The organism is Achromobacter sp. ES-001 (genome assembly GCF_019448355.1).
Lineage (GTDB): Bacteria > Pseudomonadota > Gammaproteobacteria > Burkholderiales > Burkholderiaceae_B > Achromobacter > Achromobacter spanius_B.
Map to the genome: position 1 here is coordinate 2701843 of NZ_CP079940.1, position 15563 is coordinate 2717405.

Sequence of the window (15563 nt, forward strand, 5' to 3'; positions counted from 1 at the left end):
GGTCAACCTTGCCGTCTGGCGCCCTTTGTCGTGGGGGCTTTGTCGTGCGGGGGGCCTTTGGCTCGGGGGGCTTAGCTATCCGGCCTTAGCTTTGGCTATTCGGCCTCAGCCTTGGCTATTCGTTCTCAGCCTTGGCGGCCCATGATGCTCAGCGCGACGGCTTCGGCAATCTTGATGCCGTCCACGCCCGCCGACAAGATTCCGCCCGCATAACCGGCGCCTTCGCCGGCCGGGAACAATCCCCGGGTATTCAGGCTTTGCAGCGTGTCGTTGTCGCGCTTGATGCGCACGGGCGACGACGTGCGCGTTTCCACGCCGGTCAGCACGGCGTCGTGCATGCCGAAGCCCTTGATGGTCTTGTCGAACGCGGGCAGCGCTTCGCGGATGGCCGTGATCGCAAAGTCGGGTAGCGCGGTGGCCAGGTCGGTCAGGTGCACGCCGGGCGTGTACGACGGCAGCACGGACCCGAATTCCGTGGACGCCTTGCCCGCGATGAAGTCGCCCACCAACTGGCCGGGCGCGCTGTACGTTTCGCCGCCCAGCACAAAGGCCTGCGATTCCCACTTGCGCTGGAAGTCCACGCCGGCCAGCACGTGTTCCGGGTAGTCTTCTTCGGGCGAAATCCCGACCACGATGCCGGCGTTGGCATTGCGTTCGTTGCGCGAATACTGGCTCATGCCGTTGGTGACGACGCGGTTCGGCTCCGACGTGGCGGCCACCACCGTGCCGCCCGGGCACATGCAAAAGCTATAGACCGACCGCCCGTTGCTGGCGTGATGCACCAGCTTGTAATCGGCCGCGCCCAGGATGGGGTGGCCGGCGCTGGGGCCAAAGCGCGCCTTGTCGATCAGCGACTGCGGGTGTTCGATACGGAAGCCGATCGAGAAAGGCTTGGCTTCCATGAACACGCCTTGCTCGTGCAGCATCTGGAACGTGTCGCGCGCGCTGTGGCCGATGGCCAGCACCACGTGGTCGGCTTCGATGTGGTCGCCACTGGCCAGCGTGACGCCGGTGACCTGGCCGTTTTCGCGATGCAGCGTTTCCACCTTGCTGGAAAAGCGCACTTCGCCGCCCAGCCTGGTGATGGTGTCGCGCATGACTTCCACCATGCCCACCAGCCGGAACGTGCCGATGTGCGGCTTGCTGACGTACAGGATTTCTTCCGGTGCGCCGGCCAGCACGAATTCCTTCAGGACTTTTTCGCCGTAGTGCTTGGGGTCTTTGATCTGGCTGTACAGCTTGCCGTCCGAAAACGTGCCCGCGCCGCCTTCGCCGAACTGCACGTTGGACTCGGGGTTCAAGATGCGCTTGCGCCACAGGCCCCAGGTGTCCTTGGTGCGCTCCCGCACCGCCTTGCCGCGTTCCAGAATGATGGGCTTGAACCCCATCTGCGCCAGCACCAGGCCGGCGAACAGGCCACAGGGGCCGGTGCCGATGACGATGGGGCGCTTGGTCAGCGTGGCGGGCGCCTGGGCGACGAATTTGTATTCGGTGTCGGGCGTAGGCTTGACGTGGCGGTCGTCATGAAAGCGCGCAAGCAGCGCGGCCTCGTTTTCCACGTCGATATCCAGCGTGTAGGTCAGCAGGATATTGTGCTTTTTGCGCGCGTCGTAACTGCGCAAAAAAATGGTGAAGCCATGCAGGTCGCTGGCCGGTATGCCCAGTTTCTTGAGAATCGCGGCGGGCAATTCCTCGGGCGTGTGGTTCAACGGCAGCTTGATTTCGGTCAGTCGCAACATGCTTCGGGTCCAGAAGGTGGGCGATCACAACGTCGCCAAACGCGGGATTGTACTGGAGCGATCAGGCGGCGGCGTCGCCGATTCGCCACCAGGGGGAACCCACCTCCGGGGTCTCTATCGCCACCCGTTCCCCCATGACCGGCGTCGTCAGCGCGACGCCTTTGGCCGCTGCCAGCGCGGCAATGCGTTCAAACGGGTCTTCCCATGCGTGCAGCGCCAGATCGAATGTGCCGTTATGAATGGGCAGCAACCAGCGGCCGCGCAGGTCCAGGTGGGCTTGCAGGGTTTCTTCGGGCTGCATGTGTACGAAGGCCCAGCGCTTGTCATAGGCGCCGGTTTCCATCAGCGTCAGGTCGAAGGGGCCGTAGGTGTCGCCGATGGTTTTGAAGCCGTCGAAGTAGCCGCTGTCGCCGCTGAAGAAGACGCGCAGGTCGGCGTCCTGGATGACCCACGAGGCCCACAGGCTGCGGTCTGAGTCGGTCAGGCCGCGTCCCGAAAAGTGCTGGGCCGGCGTGGCGGTTAGCCGAAGGCCGTCGACGTCGGTGGATTGCCACCAGTCCAGTTGTTCGACGCGCGCCGGGTCCACGCCCCAGGCGATCAGCTGGTCGCCCACGCCCAAGGGGGTGATGAAGCGGGCGGTCTTGGCGGCCAGCTTGTCGATGGCGGCGCGGTCCAGGTGGTCGTAGTGGTTGTGCGACAGTATCACGCCGGCAATGGGCGGCAGGTCTTCGATGGAAATGGGCGGGGCGTGAAAGCGCGCGGGGCCGGCCCATTGCACGGGCGAGGCGCGCTTGGAGAACACCGGGTCGGTCAGCCAGAAGCGGCCGCGCAGTTTCAAGAGGATGGTGGAGTGGCCCAGGCGGTACAGGCTGCGGTCGGGCGCGGCTTGCAGGTCGGCCAGGGTGAGGGGGCGCACGGGAATGGCTTGCTCGGGCACCGTGCCGCGCGGCTTGGCAAAGAAGAACGTCCACGCCAGCTTCACGCCTTGCCAGAAGCCCAGCGAGGGGCGCGGCAAGGGGTTTCTAAAACGGCCCTCGTGGTGTTGGGGCGACTGCGGATAGCGGGGCTGGGCAGTGGGGCAGGAGGTGAGGGCGGTCACGGCGGGTTCCAGGGGGCAAAAAATTACACTGCGCAGTGTAGTTTTGTTTTTCTGAAAAGTACACCGATCAGTGTAAAATTTTTCGCACTCCCATCCGCGCATTCCATCCGCGCATTCCGCGCGCGTATTCCACCTTCCAAAAAGCCGAGCCTGTTCATGTCCAGCCCCCCGACCCGCCTCACTGATCGCAAACGCCAAGCCATCGTGCGCGCGGCGGTGGAAGAGTTTCGGTCGGCCGGGTTTGAGGCCACCAGCATGGATCGCATCGCGGCGGCGGCGGGGGTTTCCAAGCGCACCGTCTACAACCATTTCCCCAGCAAGGAAACGCTGTTCTCGCTGATTCTTGAAGAGCTCTGGGCCACCAGTGCGGACAGCGTTTCGCTGGCCTATCAGCCCGACGTGGCGCTGGATCAGCAGTTGCGGCAGTTGCTGATGCAAAAGCTGGACCTGCTGGCGGACCCCAACTTCATCGACCTGGCGCGCGTGGCCATGGCCGAAATCATCCATTCCCCCGAACGCGCCCGGGCCATCGTGTGCCGCATGGGTGAAAAAGAGGGCGGCGAAACGGCGTGGATACGCGCGGCGATCCAGGACGGGCGGCTAATGGACGTGGACCCCGAGTTCGCCGGCCACCAGTTGCAGGGGCTGGTCAAAAGCTTTGCGTTCTGGCCGCAAGTCACGCTGGGGCAACCGCCATTGAGCGCCACCGAGCGTAAGCGCGTGGCGGATTCGGCGGTGGAGATGTTCCTGGGGTGCTACGCGCGGCGCGGATGACAGGGCGCATAGGGTTGCTGCAATCCGATGGCGCGGCCTTGCGCAAGCGCGTGCCTTACATTTTGGTAAGGCACACTTCCAAGGAGCTAGCCAATGCCTTCCGCCACCTTGACTTCCAAGGGCCAGATCACCATTCCGGTCGATGTACGGAACCATCTGGGCTTGTCGACTGGCGACAGAATCGAGTTTGTTCTAAACGAGGCAAGCGGCCGTTACGAAATGGTGCCGGCAACGTACTCGGTTACGGCGCTCAAAGGCATCATCGCGAAACCACGCAAACCCGTCACGATTCAAGAGATGAACGACGCGATCGCCGAGCAGGGCAAGTCAGCGCGATGATCGGCCTGGATACCAATGCGAGACGGTATGGAAGGCAGTGCGTTTGTACGCCGCCTCCACAGCGGATTTTGCCGATTGTCTGATCGAGCGCACGGGGCACGAGGCGCTGTGTGAATACACGGCGACGTTTGACGTGAAGGCGGCAAAAGCCACCGGCATGCGTCTGATCAAATAGTCCGTGCGTGATGCATTGGCGGACGCAAAGCACTCGTGTCGTGTGGCACGACGGCAATCGTCCTAAAACACATTCAACGCCCGCGCCACCCAAAGCGCCAAGCCCACGGCGATGCCGATTAAAAGCGCGCGCCGCAGGCCGCCGCTTTTGGGCACGGCGCCGGGGGACGCGGCGGGGTCCATCTCGACGCGCGCGCCCTGCGCGGCGGCAGTGCTTGGGGGCCTGCCGGTGTCAGCGGCGTGCGGCGCGTCAGCCACCGGCGCAGACGTTGCCGCTATCGCACCCGCTCCATCACCGTCCGTCTCAATCGTGAACGCAGGTTTGCCAGTGCGCGCAACGTGATCACCAGGCATATCCTCAATCTGCACCCCGGCATTTTTCAGCATGTCCCACAGGCCTTTCATGCCTTCGCCGTCGCGTAGCGCCTCGATGCGTTCGCGGGTGGCGCGCGGGACTTCGTCCAGGCTGTCGTAGTGCCGGCCGTTGACGGTGACCGCGCCGTTGTCGATATCGACCTTGAAGGCTTCGCCGTTTTCCGTGCCGGCGTAGCTCCATTTTTCTTGAACGCTGACGCTGACCGGCGCGCCGCCCAACAGTTCTTCGATGCTTGCCTGCTGCTCGGGCGTCAAGTTCGTTGTGGAACTCCAGCTGCGCGTTGTCGTCGAACTTTTCCAGATCTTGGTCTTGTCGTTCATGCCTGCCATCCGTGGTGTTCCATGCGCGGAATATACAGAATCCGTTCACCCAGTTGTCAGAAAAGCCCGCATTTTCGGACTTCTTACTTTGTCCTTAAAGCAAAAGACTTTTCCATGTCAAGAATTTCGATCTGATCCGCTCCAATGAGCAGATCAGATGCCTGAATAGGCGCATAATGCAGCACCTTCTCTTGCGTCCCCAATGAAGAGAAGGTTCAGCTTGTTTCTGTAAGTACAGAGCGTGTTGTCACTAGCTCGGCAGTTCGTGTTTCCAGGGTTCATGTTCGGTAGCGCGCTAGGACAACTTGGAAAATTCACGGAGATGTCTATGACAGATGATGCAAAGCCGCGTCGTCGGTTTCTTCAGGCGTTGGCTATCGTGCCGGCGTCGACATTGGCGGTAGGTGCACTGACCACCGGCTGTACCAACGCTGCGGACACCAAGACCGCCGCGCCCGCCAAGCCCTACGAGCCCACCTATTTCACCAAGCCCGAATGGGACTTCATCGTTGCCGCGGTGGATCACCTGATCCCCGCCGACCAATACGGTCCTGGCGCGATTGAAGCGGGTGTGCCCGAATTCATCGACCGTCAAATGGAAACGCCGTTCGGCCACGGCAAGCTCTGGTACATGCAGGGCCCGTTCCACACCGACCAGGTGCCTGAACTGGGCTATCAGCTGAACCAAAACCCGCGCGAGGTCTATCGCCACGGCATCGAAGCCTGCAATGCCTGGTGCGTGAAAACGCACGGCAAGGTGTATGCCGAGCTGGACAAGGCCTTGCAGGAACAGATCCTGAAAGACCTGCAAGGCAACAAGATCAAGCTGGAAACCGTTCCCGCGTCGACCTTCTTCAGCTTTCTGCTTTCCAACACCAAAGAAGGCTTCTTTGCCGACCCGATCTACGGCGGCAACAAGAACATGGTGGGCTGGAAGATGGTGGGCTTTCCCGGCGCGCGCGCCGACTACATGGACTGGGCCGACCAGCCCAACGTCAAGTACCCCTATGGCCCCGTGTCGATCTCTGGGGAAAAGGGTTAATCAATCATGGCAATCAAGAAAGACAAAGTTGATGCGGTCCTGGTCGGGTTCGGCTGGACCGGCGCGATCCTGGGCCAAGAGCTGACCGAAGCCGGCCTGCACGTGCTGGCGCTGGAACGCGGCGGCATGCAGGACACCCCCAAGGACGCCGAATACCCCAAGGTGATCGACGAGCTGGCCTATTCGGTGCGTGGCAAGCTGTTCCAGGACCTGTCGAAAGAAACCGTGACCATCCGCCACGGCGTGGACGATGTGGCCGTGCCGTATCGGCAAAATGGTTCGTTCCTGCTGGGCACTGGCGTGGGCGGCGCGGGCTTCCACTGGAACGGCATGCACTACCGCGTGCTGCCCGAAGAACTGGAACTGCGCACCCGCTACGAAACGCGCTATGGCAAGAACTTCATCCCGGAAGGCATGACCATCCAGGACTTCGGCGTGACCTACGACGAACTGGAACCATACTTCTCCAAGTTCGAATACGTGTGCGGCACGTCGGGCAAGGCCGGCAACCTGAACGGCAAGATCGTGGAAGGCGGCAATCCGCTGGAAGGCAAGCGCAGCAAGGAATTTCCGCTGCCCCCGCTGACCACCACCTACGGCGCGCAGTTGTTTGAAAAGGCCGCGCGCGAAGTGGGCTTCAACCCGTATCCCGCGCCTGCCGCGAACGCGTCCGGCCCGTACACCAACCCGTACGGCGTGCGCCTGGGCCCCTGTAATTTTTGCGGCTTCTGCGAAAACTACGGCTGCTACATGTATTCCAAGGCATCGCCGCAGACGACGATTCTGCCGGTGCTGCTGAAGAAGACCAACTTCGAACTGCGCACGCATTCGCAAGTCATCAAGGTCAATCTGGATTCGACCGGCAAGAAGGCCATCGGCGTGACGTATATCGACGCCCAGGGCCAAGAGATCGACCAGCCGGCCGACCTGGTGATCCTGTCGGCGTATCAAATGCACAACGTGCGTTTGCTGCTGCTGTCGGGTATCGGCAAGCCGTATGACCCCAAGACGAACGAAGGCGTGGTCGGCAAGAACTACGCCTACCAGATGAACGGCGCGGTCAACGTGCTGCTGCCCAAGGGCACGCAACTGAACCCCTTCGTGGGCACGGGCGCGGGCGGCGTCGGCATGGACGACCTGAACGGCGACCAATTCGATCACGGCCCGCTGGGTTTCGTGGGCGGCGCCAGCATCCGCCACGTGCGTTACGGCGGTCGTCCGATCAAGCAGACGCCCACCACGCCGGGCACGCCGTCGTGGGGCACGGCCTGGAAGGCCGGGGTGCAAGACGCGTACCAGCGCTTCATGACGATCGGCATCTCGGGCTCGGTGATGTCGTACCGCGACGCCTATCTGTCGCTGGACCCGACGTACAAGGATGCCTTCGGCCAACCGCTGCTGCGCATGACGTTCGACTGGCACGACAACGAATTCGACATGCTGGGCTACATGGGCAAGCGCATGGAAACCGTGGCCAAGGCCATGAATCCGGAAAAGCACTTCGTGGCGGTGCGCAAGAAGGGCGCGCGCTATGACACGCGCGTCTACCAAAGCACGCACAACACGGGCGGCGCGATCATGGGCTCGAACCCCAAGGAAAGCGTGGTCAACAAGTACCTGCAAAGCTGGGATGTGCCGAACGTGTTCGTGATGGGTGCCTGCGTGTTCCCGCAGAACATGGGCTACAACCCGACCGGGCTGGTGGGCGCCTTGGCCTATTGGGCCGCGCAGGCGATCCGCGATCAGTACTTGAAGAACCCCGGCCCGCTGGTCCAGGCATAAGGAGACGGAACAATGTTCAAGCAAACCATTGTTGCGGCCTTCTCGGCCCTGGTCGCCAGCGCCGCTTTCGCGGCGGACGGCACGCCGGCCTCGAACGACGCGCAGATGATCAAGCAGGGCGAATACCTGTCGCGCGCCGGCGATTGCATTGCCTGCCACACGGCTGGGGGCGGCAAGCCCTTTGCCGGCGGCCTGGGCATTGAATCGCCGCTTGGCACGATCTATTCGACCAACATCACGCCCGACAAAGAAACCGGCATCGGCAACTACACGTACGAGGACTTCGACCAGGCCGTGCGCCACGGCAAGGCCAAGGACGGCCATTCGCTGTATCCGGCCATGCCTTACACCGCCTACGCCAAGGTCACGCCCGAGGACGTCAAGGCGCTGTACGCGTACTTCATGCACGGGGTCGAGCCGGTCAAGCAGGAAAACAAGGACACGGATATTTCGTGGCCCATGTCGATGCGTTGGCCGCTGACGGTGTGGCGCTGGATGTTCGCGCCGGATGTCGTGAACGGCCCGGCCGCCAGCGACCTGAAGGGCGCGGACCGCGCGGCACTGCTGCGCGGCCAGTACCTGGTTGAAGGCCTGGGCCATTGCAGCACCTGCCACACCCCGCGCGGTTTTGCCTTGCAGGAAAAGGCGCTGAGCGACGCGGACGGCTCGGCCTTCCTGTCGGGCGGCGTGGTCGAAGGCTGGCTGGCCAAGAACCTGCGTGGCGACATGGTCGACGGCCTGGGCAGCTGGACCAAGGAAGACATCGCCGTCTTCCTGAAGTCCGGGCGCAACGGCCATTCGGCCGCGTTCGGCGGCATGGCACAGGTGGTGCAGGACAGCACGCAGCACCTGACCGATGACGACCTGAACGCCATCGCCGTGTATCTGAAGAGCTTGCCGCCGGTGAACAAGGACGCCGCCACCAAGCCCCTGGCCTATGACGAGACCGTGGCGCAAGCGCTGCGTACCGGCAAGGACAAGGGCGACGGCGCCATGGCCTTCCTGAACAACTGCGCGGCCTGCCATCGCAGCACCGGCAAGGGCTACACGGAAACGTTCCCGCAGTTGGCGCTGAGCTCGACGGTGAATTCGGCGGACCCCACGTCGCTGATCCACATCGTGCTCAAGGGCGCGCAGATGCCGGGCACGACGGCGGCCCCGACCGCCTACGCCATGCCGGGCTTTGACTGGCGCATGACCGACAAGGAAGTAGCCGACGTGGTGACCTTTGTGCGCTCCAGCTGGGGCAACAAGGGCGCGGCGGTCAGCGCGGCCGACGTAGCCAAGGTCCGCAAGGACGTCGGCGCGGCGGCGCAGCCGGCGCGCTAAGGCAGTGTGGGAAGTGGCCGCTTTTCGGAGCGGCCATTGACAACAAAGCGCGCCAGGCGCACTGTTGTGCCCATGCGCCAAACCCTGAACGCGTTCGCCGTGATTATTAGCCGCCTTGTCACCAAGGTGGGTTAGCGCGCATCGGTACATCGCCACATAAACCCGCCAACCGGCGGGTTGTTTGTTGGCTCGCCAGGCATGGATTTCCCAGGAGAGCCTTGCATGACGCCGCCGTCCCCGACCCAAACCTCCGCCCAAACCCCCGCCCAAACCCCTGCCCAACCCCAGGCCGAAGCCGCAGCTCAAACTGAAGCTCAGGCCCGAAGCCCGTCCTTCACGCCTGCCACCCTGCATTTTCTGTGCGGCAAGATTGCCGCCGGCAAGTCCACCCTGGCCGCGCAGCTTGCCGCGCAACCCCATACGGTGCTGATCAGCGAAGATGCGTGGCTGGCGGCTTTGTATCCCGGCGAGATCCTGGGCATCGCGGATTACGCCCGCTGCGCGGATAGGCTGCGCAACGCCATGGGCAGCCACGTGGCGGCATTGGTGGGGGCAGGGGTGTCCGTGGTGCTGGACTTTCCGGCCAATACGCTGGCGGGCCGGCAATGGCTGCTGGACGTGGCGCGGCAAGCGGGTTGCCCGCACCAGTTGCACTACTTGCGGGCGTCGGATGCGCTGTGCAAAGCGCGGTTGCGCGCGCGCAACGCGTCCGGTACGCATGCATTTTCTACATCGGATGCGCAGTACGACGCCATCACCGCCTATTTTGTCGAGCCCGGTCCGCAGGAAGGGCTGACCATCGTGACGCACGCGCAAGGCTGAGAAGCGACGCAAGAATGTCCCGGTGCAACGCCGGGCCGCCTGCTATGATTACTGGATAAAACCCCAGCTATCCGGCCCGGCCGATGTTTCCCCCGCACCGCTACTACTATCTGCACAATTTCCTCTGCGCCCTGGCGTGGGTCGGCGACCGCTACGCCGACGTGCTGGACGCCGACGAACGCCGTTTCCTGGCAAACTTCCAGGCCTTGCCGCAAGCCTCGCAGGCGTTGATGGCCCGCATGCTGATGCGCCGTGGGCCGTGGTTTCGGGCCAGCCGGCTGGTATACGAGGAAATCGGCAACGCGGTCGACGCCGCCGGGCCGCTTGCCGCGCTGGGCTGGCTGGATGCCGCAGCGCCGATGACGCTGGATGAATTGTTTGACCTGCATACCAAGCCCGAGCTTTGCCGGCTGTTTTTCGGCGCAAGTTCGGGCTCAAAGTCGGGCGCAAGTTCGGGCGCAAACTCGGGCGCAAATCCGGGATCAAATCCGGGATCAAATCCGGGATCAAATCCGGAATCGAATCCGGGCTCAAATTCGGGCTCAAATTCGGAATCAAATTGCGGCCCAAGCACAGGCCCGCATCACTTCGCCAGCCTCAGACCCACCGCGCGCAAAGCCGATCTGCTGATCGCGCTGCGTGCCGTGCACGCCGCGCCCCGGCCTTACTCCGAATGGAACCCCGTTGCGCAAGAACCCGTCTGGCGCGTCATGGTCGGCGACTTGTGCGAACGCTTGCGCCTGATGTTCTTCGGCAATCTGCACCAGGACTGGTCGGAATTCGTGTTGGCTGACCTGGGCGTCTTCCAGTATGAAACCGTACCGTTTGATGCCTCGTCCCGCGCGTTCCAGACGCGGGCGGACGTAGACGCTTATCTGGCGTTGCACGCCTGCCGGACGGCCTTGGAAGAAGGCGCGAACATGCCTGCCCTGCTGGCCCGAGTACACGGCTGTGTCAGCCAGAACCCCTGGCTGGAAAAGCGCCGCGCCAAGGTGCTGCTGCGCATCGGGCAGGCATGTGAACGCGCCCGCGACTGGCCCACGGCGCAAGCCGCCTATGAGCAATGCGCGTACCCCGGCGCGCGCCATCGCCGCATCCGCGTGCACGAGCGCATGGCGCGGTATGACCAGGCGCTGACCCTGGCGCTGCAAGCGCGCGACGCACCGGAAAGCGAAGAAGAAAGCCAGCGCGTGGCGCGCATGTTGCCGCGCCTGTATCGGGCGGTGGGGCAGGGCGGGCCGGCCCGCCCACCCGTCCCTGCCGTGCCGCGCACCGATCTGACGCTGCAACGGCCGGCGACGCCGGCTTCGGTTGAATTCATCACGCGCGACCACCTGCATCAAGACGACGCGCCCGTGCACTACGTGGAAAACGCGCTGCTTAATTCCCTGTTCGGCCTGCTGTGCTGGCCCGCCGTGTTCGCGCCGTTGCCGGGCGCGTTCTTTCATCCGTTCCAACGCGGCCCGGCCGACCTGGACGCGCCTGATTTTTACCAGCGCCGCCAAGACCTGTTCGCCGACTGCCTGGCGCAACTGGACACGCCCGAGTATCGCGACGTGATCTTGCAGCGCTACGCCGATAAAGCCGGCGTGCAATCGCCGTTTGTGTTCTGGGGCGCCTTGTCCGAAACCTTGCTGACGCTGGCGCTGGATTGCCTGCCCCCCGCGCACCTGAAGCTGGTTTTCACGCGCCTGCTGCGCGACGTCAAGACCAACCGATCCGGCTTGCCGGACCTGATCCGCTTTTGGCCGGCGCAGCGCCGCTATGAACTCATCGAAGTAAAAGGCCCGGGCGACAAGCTGCAAGACAACCAGATTCGGTGGTTGCAATACTGCGTGTCGCACGGCATGCCGGTGCGCGTGTGCCACGTCAGCTGGCAGGAGGGCGCGGCATGAGCTATGCCGTGGCGGTGCGCGCGCTGTGCGAATTCACGGCGCGGGCCGGCGACCTGGACTTGCGCTTTACCCCCGCGCCGACCGGCCTGGAGGGTATGGCCGGGCACTCGGTGGTGACGGGGCGGCGCGGCCCGCAGTACGAGACCGAAGTGTCTTTGTCCGGCGAGCACGAGGGCCTGCTGGTGCGCGGGCGCGCCGATGGTTTTGACCCGGTCTTGAACCAGCTTGAAGAGGTCAAGACGTATCGCGGCCAGTTGGACAGCGTGCGCGACAACCACCGCGCGGTGCATTGGGCGCAGGCGCGGGTCTATGGGCATCTGCTGTGTGAATCGCGCGGGCTGGAGCAGGTGCGCGTGGCGCTGGTGTACTTCAACGTGGTTACCGAAGAAGAAACGGTGCTGACCGAAACGCATGACGCCGCCGCGTTGCGCGCGTTCTTCCAGGAACAGTGCAACCGTTTCCTGGCGTGGGCCAAGACCGAACTGGCGCATCGGCAGGCCCGCGACGCGGCGCTGGAGAAACTGGCGTTTCCCCATGGCGAATTCCGTGCCGGGCAGCGCGACCTGGCCGTGGCCGTGTACCGCACCGCGCGCGACGGCCGTTGCCTGATGGCGCAGGCGCCCACCGGTATCGGCAAGACGCTGGGCACGATTTTCCCGTTGCTCAAAGCCAGCCCCGGCACCGGTCTGGACAAGATTTTCTTCCTGGCGGCCAAGGGCTCGGGCAGGGCGCTGGCCGTTCAAGCGCTGGACACCGTCAACGCGCAACCCGCCGCGCCCGGCCTGCGCGTGCTGGATCTGCAAGCGCGCGACAAGACCTGCGAGCATCCGGATTTGGCGTGCCACGGGGATTCCTGTCCCTTGGCGCAAGGCTTCTATGACCGCCTGCCCCAAGCGCGCGAGGCGGCGGTGCAGCACGCACGGCTGGATGCGCCCACGGTGCGAGCCGTTGCCCGGGATCACCACGTTTGTCCGTATTACCTGTCGCAAGAGTTGATCCGCTGGAGCGATGTGGTGGTGGGCGACTACAACTATTACTACGACGCGTCGGCCATGTTGTACGCCATGACGCAGGCCTATCAATGGAAAGTGGCGGTGCTGGTGGACGAGGCGCACAACCTGGTCGACCGGGCACGTCGCATGTACACGGGCGAGCTGGATCAGGCGTCGCTGTCGGCGGCGCGTTATGCCGCGCCCAAGGAATTGAAAAAGCCGCTGGATGGCTTGCAGCGGTCCTGGAATGCGCTGAACAAGAAGCAGGCGGAACGCTATCAGGCTTACGACGCGGTGGCGGCCGGTGTGCTGTCGGCCGTGCAGAAAGCGGTGGGCGCCATCATGGAATACATGGGCCAAACCCCCTTGCCGCAAGACGACCCGGTGTTGACCTTCTACTTCCAGGCGCTGCAATTCATGCGACTGGCGGAACAATTCGGTTCGCACGCTTTGTTCGACGTGACGCTGTCTGACGTGGGCGTGGCCAGCGCCAAGACCGGGCCGTCGACCCTGTGCGTGCGCAACGTGATACCCGCCCCGTATCTGGCGGCGCGCTACGCCGCGGCGCATGCCACGGTGCTGTTTTCCGGCACGTTAAGCCCGCAGCAGTTCTATCGCGACACGCTGGGCTTGCCGCGCGACACGCCCTGGATCGACGTGGCCGCGCCGTTCCAGGCCGAACAGTTGGCGGTGCGGGTGGTGGGCAACGTGTCCACCCGCTATCGCGACCGCGAGCGCTCGCTGGCGCCCATCGTCGACCTGATCGCCACACAGTACGCCGAACGACCGGGCAATTACCTGGGCTTTCTCAGCAGTTTTGACTACTTGCGGCAGGTGTCCGACCTGATGCGCGAGCGCCATCCTGCCGTGCCGATCTGGTTGCAGACGCCCGGCATGGACGAAGGGGGCCGGGCGGCCTTCCTGGCGCGCTTCACCGAAACGGGGCAGGGCGTGGGTTTTGCGGTGCTGGGCGGCGCGTTCTCGGAAGGGGTGGACCTGCCGGGCAAGCGGCTGATCGGCGCGTTCATCGCCACGCTGGGCTTGCCCCAGGTCAACCCCGTGAACGAAAACATGAAGCGGGCAATGGACCAGCGCTACGGCGAGGAAAACGGCTACGACTACACCTACCTGTATCCCGGCATGCAAAAGGTGGTGCAGGCGGCCGGCCGCGTTATCCGCACCGAAAACGATGTGGGCACGGTCCACCTGATCGACGACCGTTACCGCCGCGCGAAGGTGCGCGGCCTGCTGCCTAGCTGGTGGCGGGTGGACTGAGCGGCGCGGCAACCGGATCACGACGGCCCAGCAGCAGCGTTATCGCCAGCGCGGTCAGCACCGCGATGACGGCCAAGGCATGCAAGACGTGGCGAAAAGCGTTGTCGTAGGCGTGATGCAGCAGCGGCAGCGCATCGGTCAGGGATGCCGGCAGCCGCGCCGCCGCGTCGTCCAACTGCCCCAGCGCCGCGCGGTTGGCGGCTGCGGCCAAGGCCTGCGCCTCGGGCATCGCCACCGTCAACTGCGTCTGGATCAGCAACGCCAGCAGCGCGCCGACCACGGCGATGGCCACGCCGTCCGCCGACACGCGCACCGTATTGAAAATGCCGGTCGCCATGCCGACGTTGCGGGCGTCGACCACGCTGACCGCCATTGCGTCCATCAACCCCCACGGCAAACCGATGCCACACCCGATCAACAGCATCGGCATCCAGAGCGCCGACGTGCCGGTGTCCAGGATGCCGGCCAGCCACACCAAACCCGCCGCCACCGCCAACAAACCCAGCGCAGACAGCACGCCCGGCCGGAACCAGCGTGTCAGCAACGCGGCCACGAAAGGCACGACCAGCAAAGGCGCGGCCAGGCCGATCATCAGTTGCCCTGCTTGCAGCGCGCTATGGCCGTCGATGCCGATAAAGCGGCCGGGCAGCAGCGCGACCAGCACAATGAACAGGAACGCGGGGGATGCCGCCAGCACCTGCACGCCGACAAAGCGCGGGCTGCGGAACAGGCGCAAGTCCAGCATGGGCCGAGCTACCCGCCGTTCAATCCGCACGAAGGCCACGGCCAGCAGCACGGACGCCAGCAGCGCGGCCAGGACGTGCGTGTCCGTCCAGCCCGCTTCGGGCGCCAGCAGGATGCCGTAGGTGAACAGCCCCAGTGCGCCGGTAAAACTGATGGCGCCCGGCCAGTCGAGCCGGCCTTGCACGGCGCGCGCCGTGGGGCGCACGCTGACGGCGACCATGGCGGCGCCCAACACGCCCACTGCACCGGTAGCCAGGAACACCCACTGCCAACCGGCGGCGTCCACCATCCAGCCGGCGGCCAGCGGCCCGAACGACAGGCCCACGCCAAACGTGGTGCCCAGCAGGCTGAACGCGCGGGTGCGCGCCACGCCGTGGAAAAGCGGCGCCAGCGACGACATGGCGGCGGCGAAAGCGGCCGCGCCACCCACGCCCTGCAACAGGCGCAGCAAGTTGATCCAGCCCGTTGTCGGCACGAAGGCAATGGCGAAGGTCGTGACGCAAAAGCCCACCAGGCCCAGCAGCCATACGCGTCGCGGCCCGTACAGGTCGGTCAGGCTGCCCGACACCATGATGACGCTGCCGTACGCCAGGATGTAGCCGTTCAAGATCCAATTCAGTTGTACGGGCGTGCCGCCCAGGTCGTGACTGATGGACGGCAGCACCACGGCGGGGCCGGTAAAGCACAGCGGAATCAACAATGCGGTCAGGCAGGCCGACAGCAATTGCAGCCAGCGGCGGTAAGGGGGTAAATGGTCGTGGGTAGGCATGGAACGCGCCAGGGAAAACGAAAGGACGGCCAGCTTAGGGCGCGATGCATAAAAGAAAAATAGGCTAGGATTCCCGACATTCCGGACACCTA

Annotated in this window: 12 protein-coding genes and 1 pseudogene; 9 read left to right on the forward strand and 4 right to left on the reverse strand. The window is 64.3% G+C overall.

Annotation, left to right across the window (positions count from 1 at the left end):
- Positions 1–125: 125 nt before the first annotated feature.
- Entirely contained in the window at positions 126–1739 is a 1614-nt protein-coding gene (locus KYT87_RS12280) for an NAD(P)/FAD-dependent oxidoreductase (RefSeq protein ID WP_219992339.1), read from the reverse strand.
- 61 nt (positions 1740–1800) lie between these two features.
- Positions 1801–2838, reverse strand: a complete 1038-nt coding sequence (locus KYT87_RS12285) for an MBL fold metallo-hydrolase (RefSeq protein ID WP_255594085.1) — start codon at positions 2836–2838, stop codon at positions 1801–1803.
- A 156-nt stretch (positions 2839–2994) separates the two neighbouring features.
- On the opposite strand from KYT87_RS12285, the gene KYT87_RS12290 reads away from it, so the two are divergent.
- From KYT87_RS12290 to KYT87_RS12300, 3 genes and pseudogenes are all read left to right on the forward strand, one after another.
- A complete protein-coding gene (locus KYT87_RS12290; protein ID WP_219992341.1) occupies positions 2995–3612 on the forward strand; it encodes a TetR/AcrR family transcriptional regulator in 618 nt (205 codons plus the stop codon).
- A gap of 93 nt (positions 3613–3705) precedes the next feature.
- Positions 3706–3951 (forward strand): AbrB/MazE/SpoVT family DNA-binding domain-containing protein, encoded by a 246-nt coding sequence (locus KYT87_RS12295; protein WP_219992342.1) that lies wholly within the window; start codon positions 3706–3708, stop codon positions 3949–3951.
- 19 nt (positions 3952–3970) lie between these two features.
- Positions 3971–4126: pseudogene (locus tag KYT87_RS12300) on the forward strand (VapC toxin family PIN domain ribonuclease); the annotation flags it as partial.
- 62 nt (positions 4127–4188) lie between these two features.
- Here KYT87_RS12300 and KYT87_RS12305 read toward each other — a convergent pair.
- Positions 4189–4821, reverse strand: a complete 633-nt coding sequence (locus KYT87_RS12305) for a hypothetical protein (protein WP_219992343.1) — start codon at positions 4819–4821, stop codon at positions 4189–4191.
- A 328-nt stretch (positions 4822–5149) separates the two neighbouring features.
- Between KYT87_RS12305 and KYT87_RS12310 the strand changes: the two genes are divergently transcribed.
- The 6 genes from KYT87_RS12310 to KYT87_RS12335 all read left to right on the forward strand — a co-directional run bounded on the left by KYT87_RS12310 (position 5150) and on the right by KYT87_RS12335 (position 13958).
- The gene (locus KYT87_RS12310) at positions 5150–5863 is read left to right on the forward strand and encodes a gluconate 2-dehydrogenase subunit 3 family protein (protein WP_046805883.1); all 714 of its coding nucleotides are present in this window, start codon (positions 5150–5152) and stop codon (positions 5861–5863) included.
- Positions 5864–5869: 6 nt separating this feature from the next.
- A complete protein-coding gene (locus KYT87_RS12315; RefSeq protein ID WP_046805884.1) occupies positions 5870–7645 on the forward strand; it encodes a GMC family oxidoreductase in 1776 nt (591 codons plus the stop codon).
- A 12-nt stretch (positions 7646–7657) separates the two neighbouring features.
- Positions 7658–8974, forward strand: a complete 1317-nt coding sequence (locus tag KYT87_RS12320) for a cytochrome c (RefSeq protein WP_046805885.1) — start codon at positions 7658–7660, stop codon at positions 8972–8974.
- A gap of 222 nt (positions 8975–9196) precedes the next feature.
- A complete protein-coding gene (locus KYT87_RS12325) occupies positions 9197–9796 on the forward strand; it encodes an ATP-binding protein (protein ID WP_219992344.1) in 600 nt (199 codons plus the stop codon).
- A gap of 83 nt (positions 9797–9879) precedes the next feature.
- Entirely contained in the window at positions 9880–11691 is a 1812-nt protein-coding gene (locus KYT87_RS12330; RefSeq protein ID WP_219992345.1) for a VRR-NUC domain-containing protein, read from the forward strand.
- A complete protein-coding gene (locus KYT87_RS12335) occupies positions 11688–13958 on the forward strand; it encodes an ATP-dependent DNA helicase (protein ID WP_219992346.1) in 2271 nt (756 codons plus the stop codon). Before KYT87_RS12330 ends, KYT87_RS12335 begins: the two co-directional genes overlap by 4 nt.
- On the opposite strand, the gene KYT87_RS12340 is transcribed toward KYT87_RS12335, so the two are convergent.
- Positions 13936–15471, reverse strand: coding sequence for an MFS transporter (locus tag KYT87_RS12340; RefSeq protein WP_219992347.1), 1536 nt, complete (start codon positions 15469–15471; stop codon positions 13936–13938). The genes KYT87_RS12335 and KYT87_RS12340 overlap by 23 nt on opposite strands.
- Positions 15472–15563: the final 92 nt, after the last annotated feature.

What these genes read in the sequence shown, in the direction of transcription:
- KYT87_RS12280 (WP_219992339.1), bottom strand. Translation starts at nt 1,739, where the DNA reads ATGTTGCGACTGACCGAAATCAAGCTGCCGTTGAACCACACGCCCGAG.
- KYT87_RS12290 (WP_219992341.1), top strand. Translation starts at nt 2,995, where the DNA reads ATGTCCAGCCCCCCGACCCGCCTCACTGATCGCAAACGCCAAGCCATC.
- KYT87_RS12295 (WP_219992342.1), top strand. Translation starts at nt 3,706, where the DNA reads ATGCCTTCCGCCACCTTGACTTCCAAGGGCCAGATCACCATTCCGGTC.
- KYT87_RS12305 (WP_219992343.1), bottom strand. Translation starts at nt 4,821, where the DNA reads ATGAACGACAAGACCAAGATCTGGAAAAGTTCGACGACAACGCGCAGC.
- KYT87_RS12310 (WP_046805883.1), top strand. Translation starts at nt 5,150, where the DNA reads ATGACAGATGATGCAAAGCCGCGTCGTCGGTTTCTTCAGGCGTTGGCT.
- KYT87_RS12315 (WP_046805884.1), top strand. Translation starts at nt 5,870, where the DNA reads ATGGCAATCAAGAAAGACAAAGTTGATGCGGTCCTGGTCGGGTTCGGC.
- KYT87_RS12320 (WP_046805885.1), top strand. Translation starts at nt 7,658, where the DNA reads ATGTTCAAGCAAACCATTGTTGCGGCCTTCTCGGCCCTGGTCGCCAGC.
- KYT87_RS12325 (WP_219992344.1), top strand. Translation starts at nt 9,197, where the DNA reads ATGACGCCGCCGTCCCCGACCCAAACCTCCGCCCAAACCCCCGCCCAA.
- KYT87_RS12330 (WP_219992345.1), top strand. Translation starts at nt 9,880, where the DNA reads ATGTTTCCCCCGCACCGCTACTACTATCTGCACAATTTCCTCTGCGCC.
- KYT87_RS12335 (WP_219992346.1), top strand. Translation starts at nt 11,688, where the DNA reads ATGAGCTATGCCGTGGCGGTGCGCGCGCTGTGCGAATTCACGGCGCGG.
- KYT87_RS12340 (WP_219992347.1), bottom strand. Translation starts at nt 15,471, where the DNA reads ATGCCTACCCACGACCATTTACCCCCTTACCGCCGCTGGCTGCAATTG.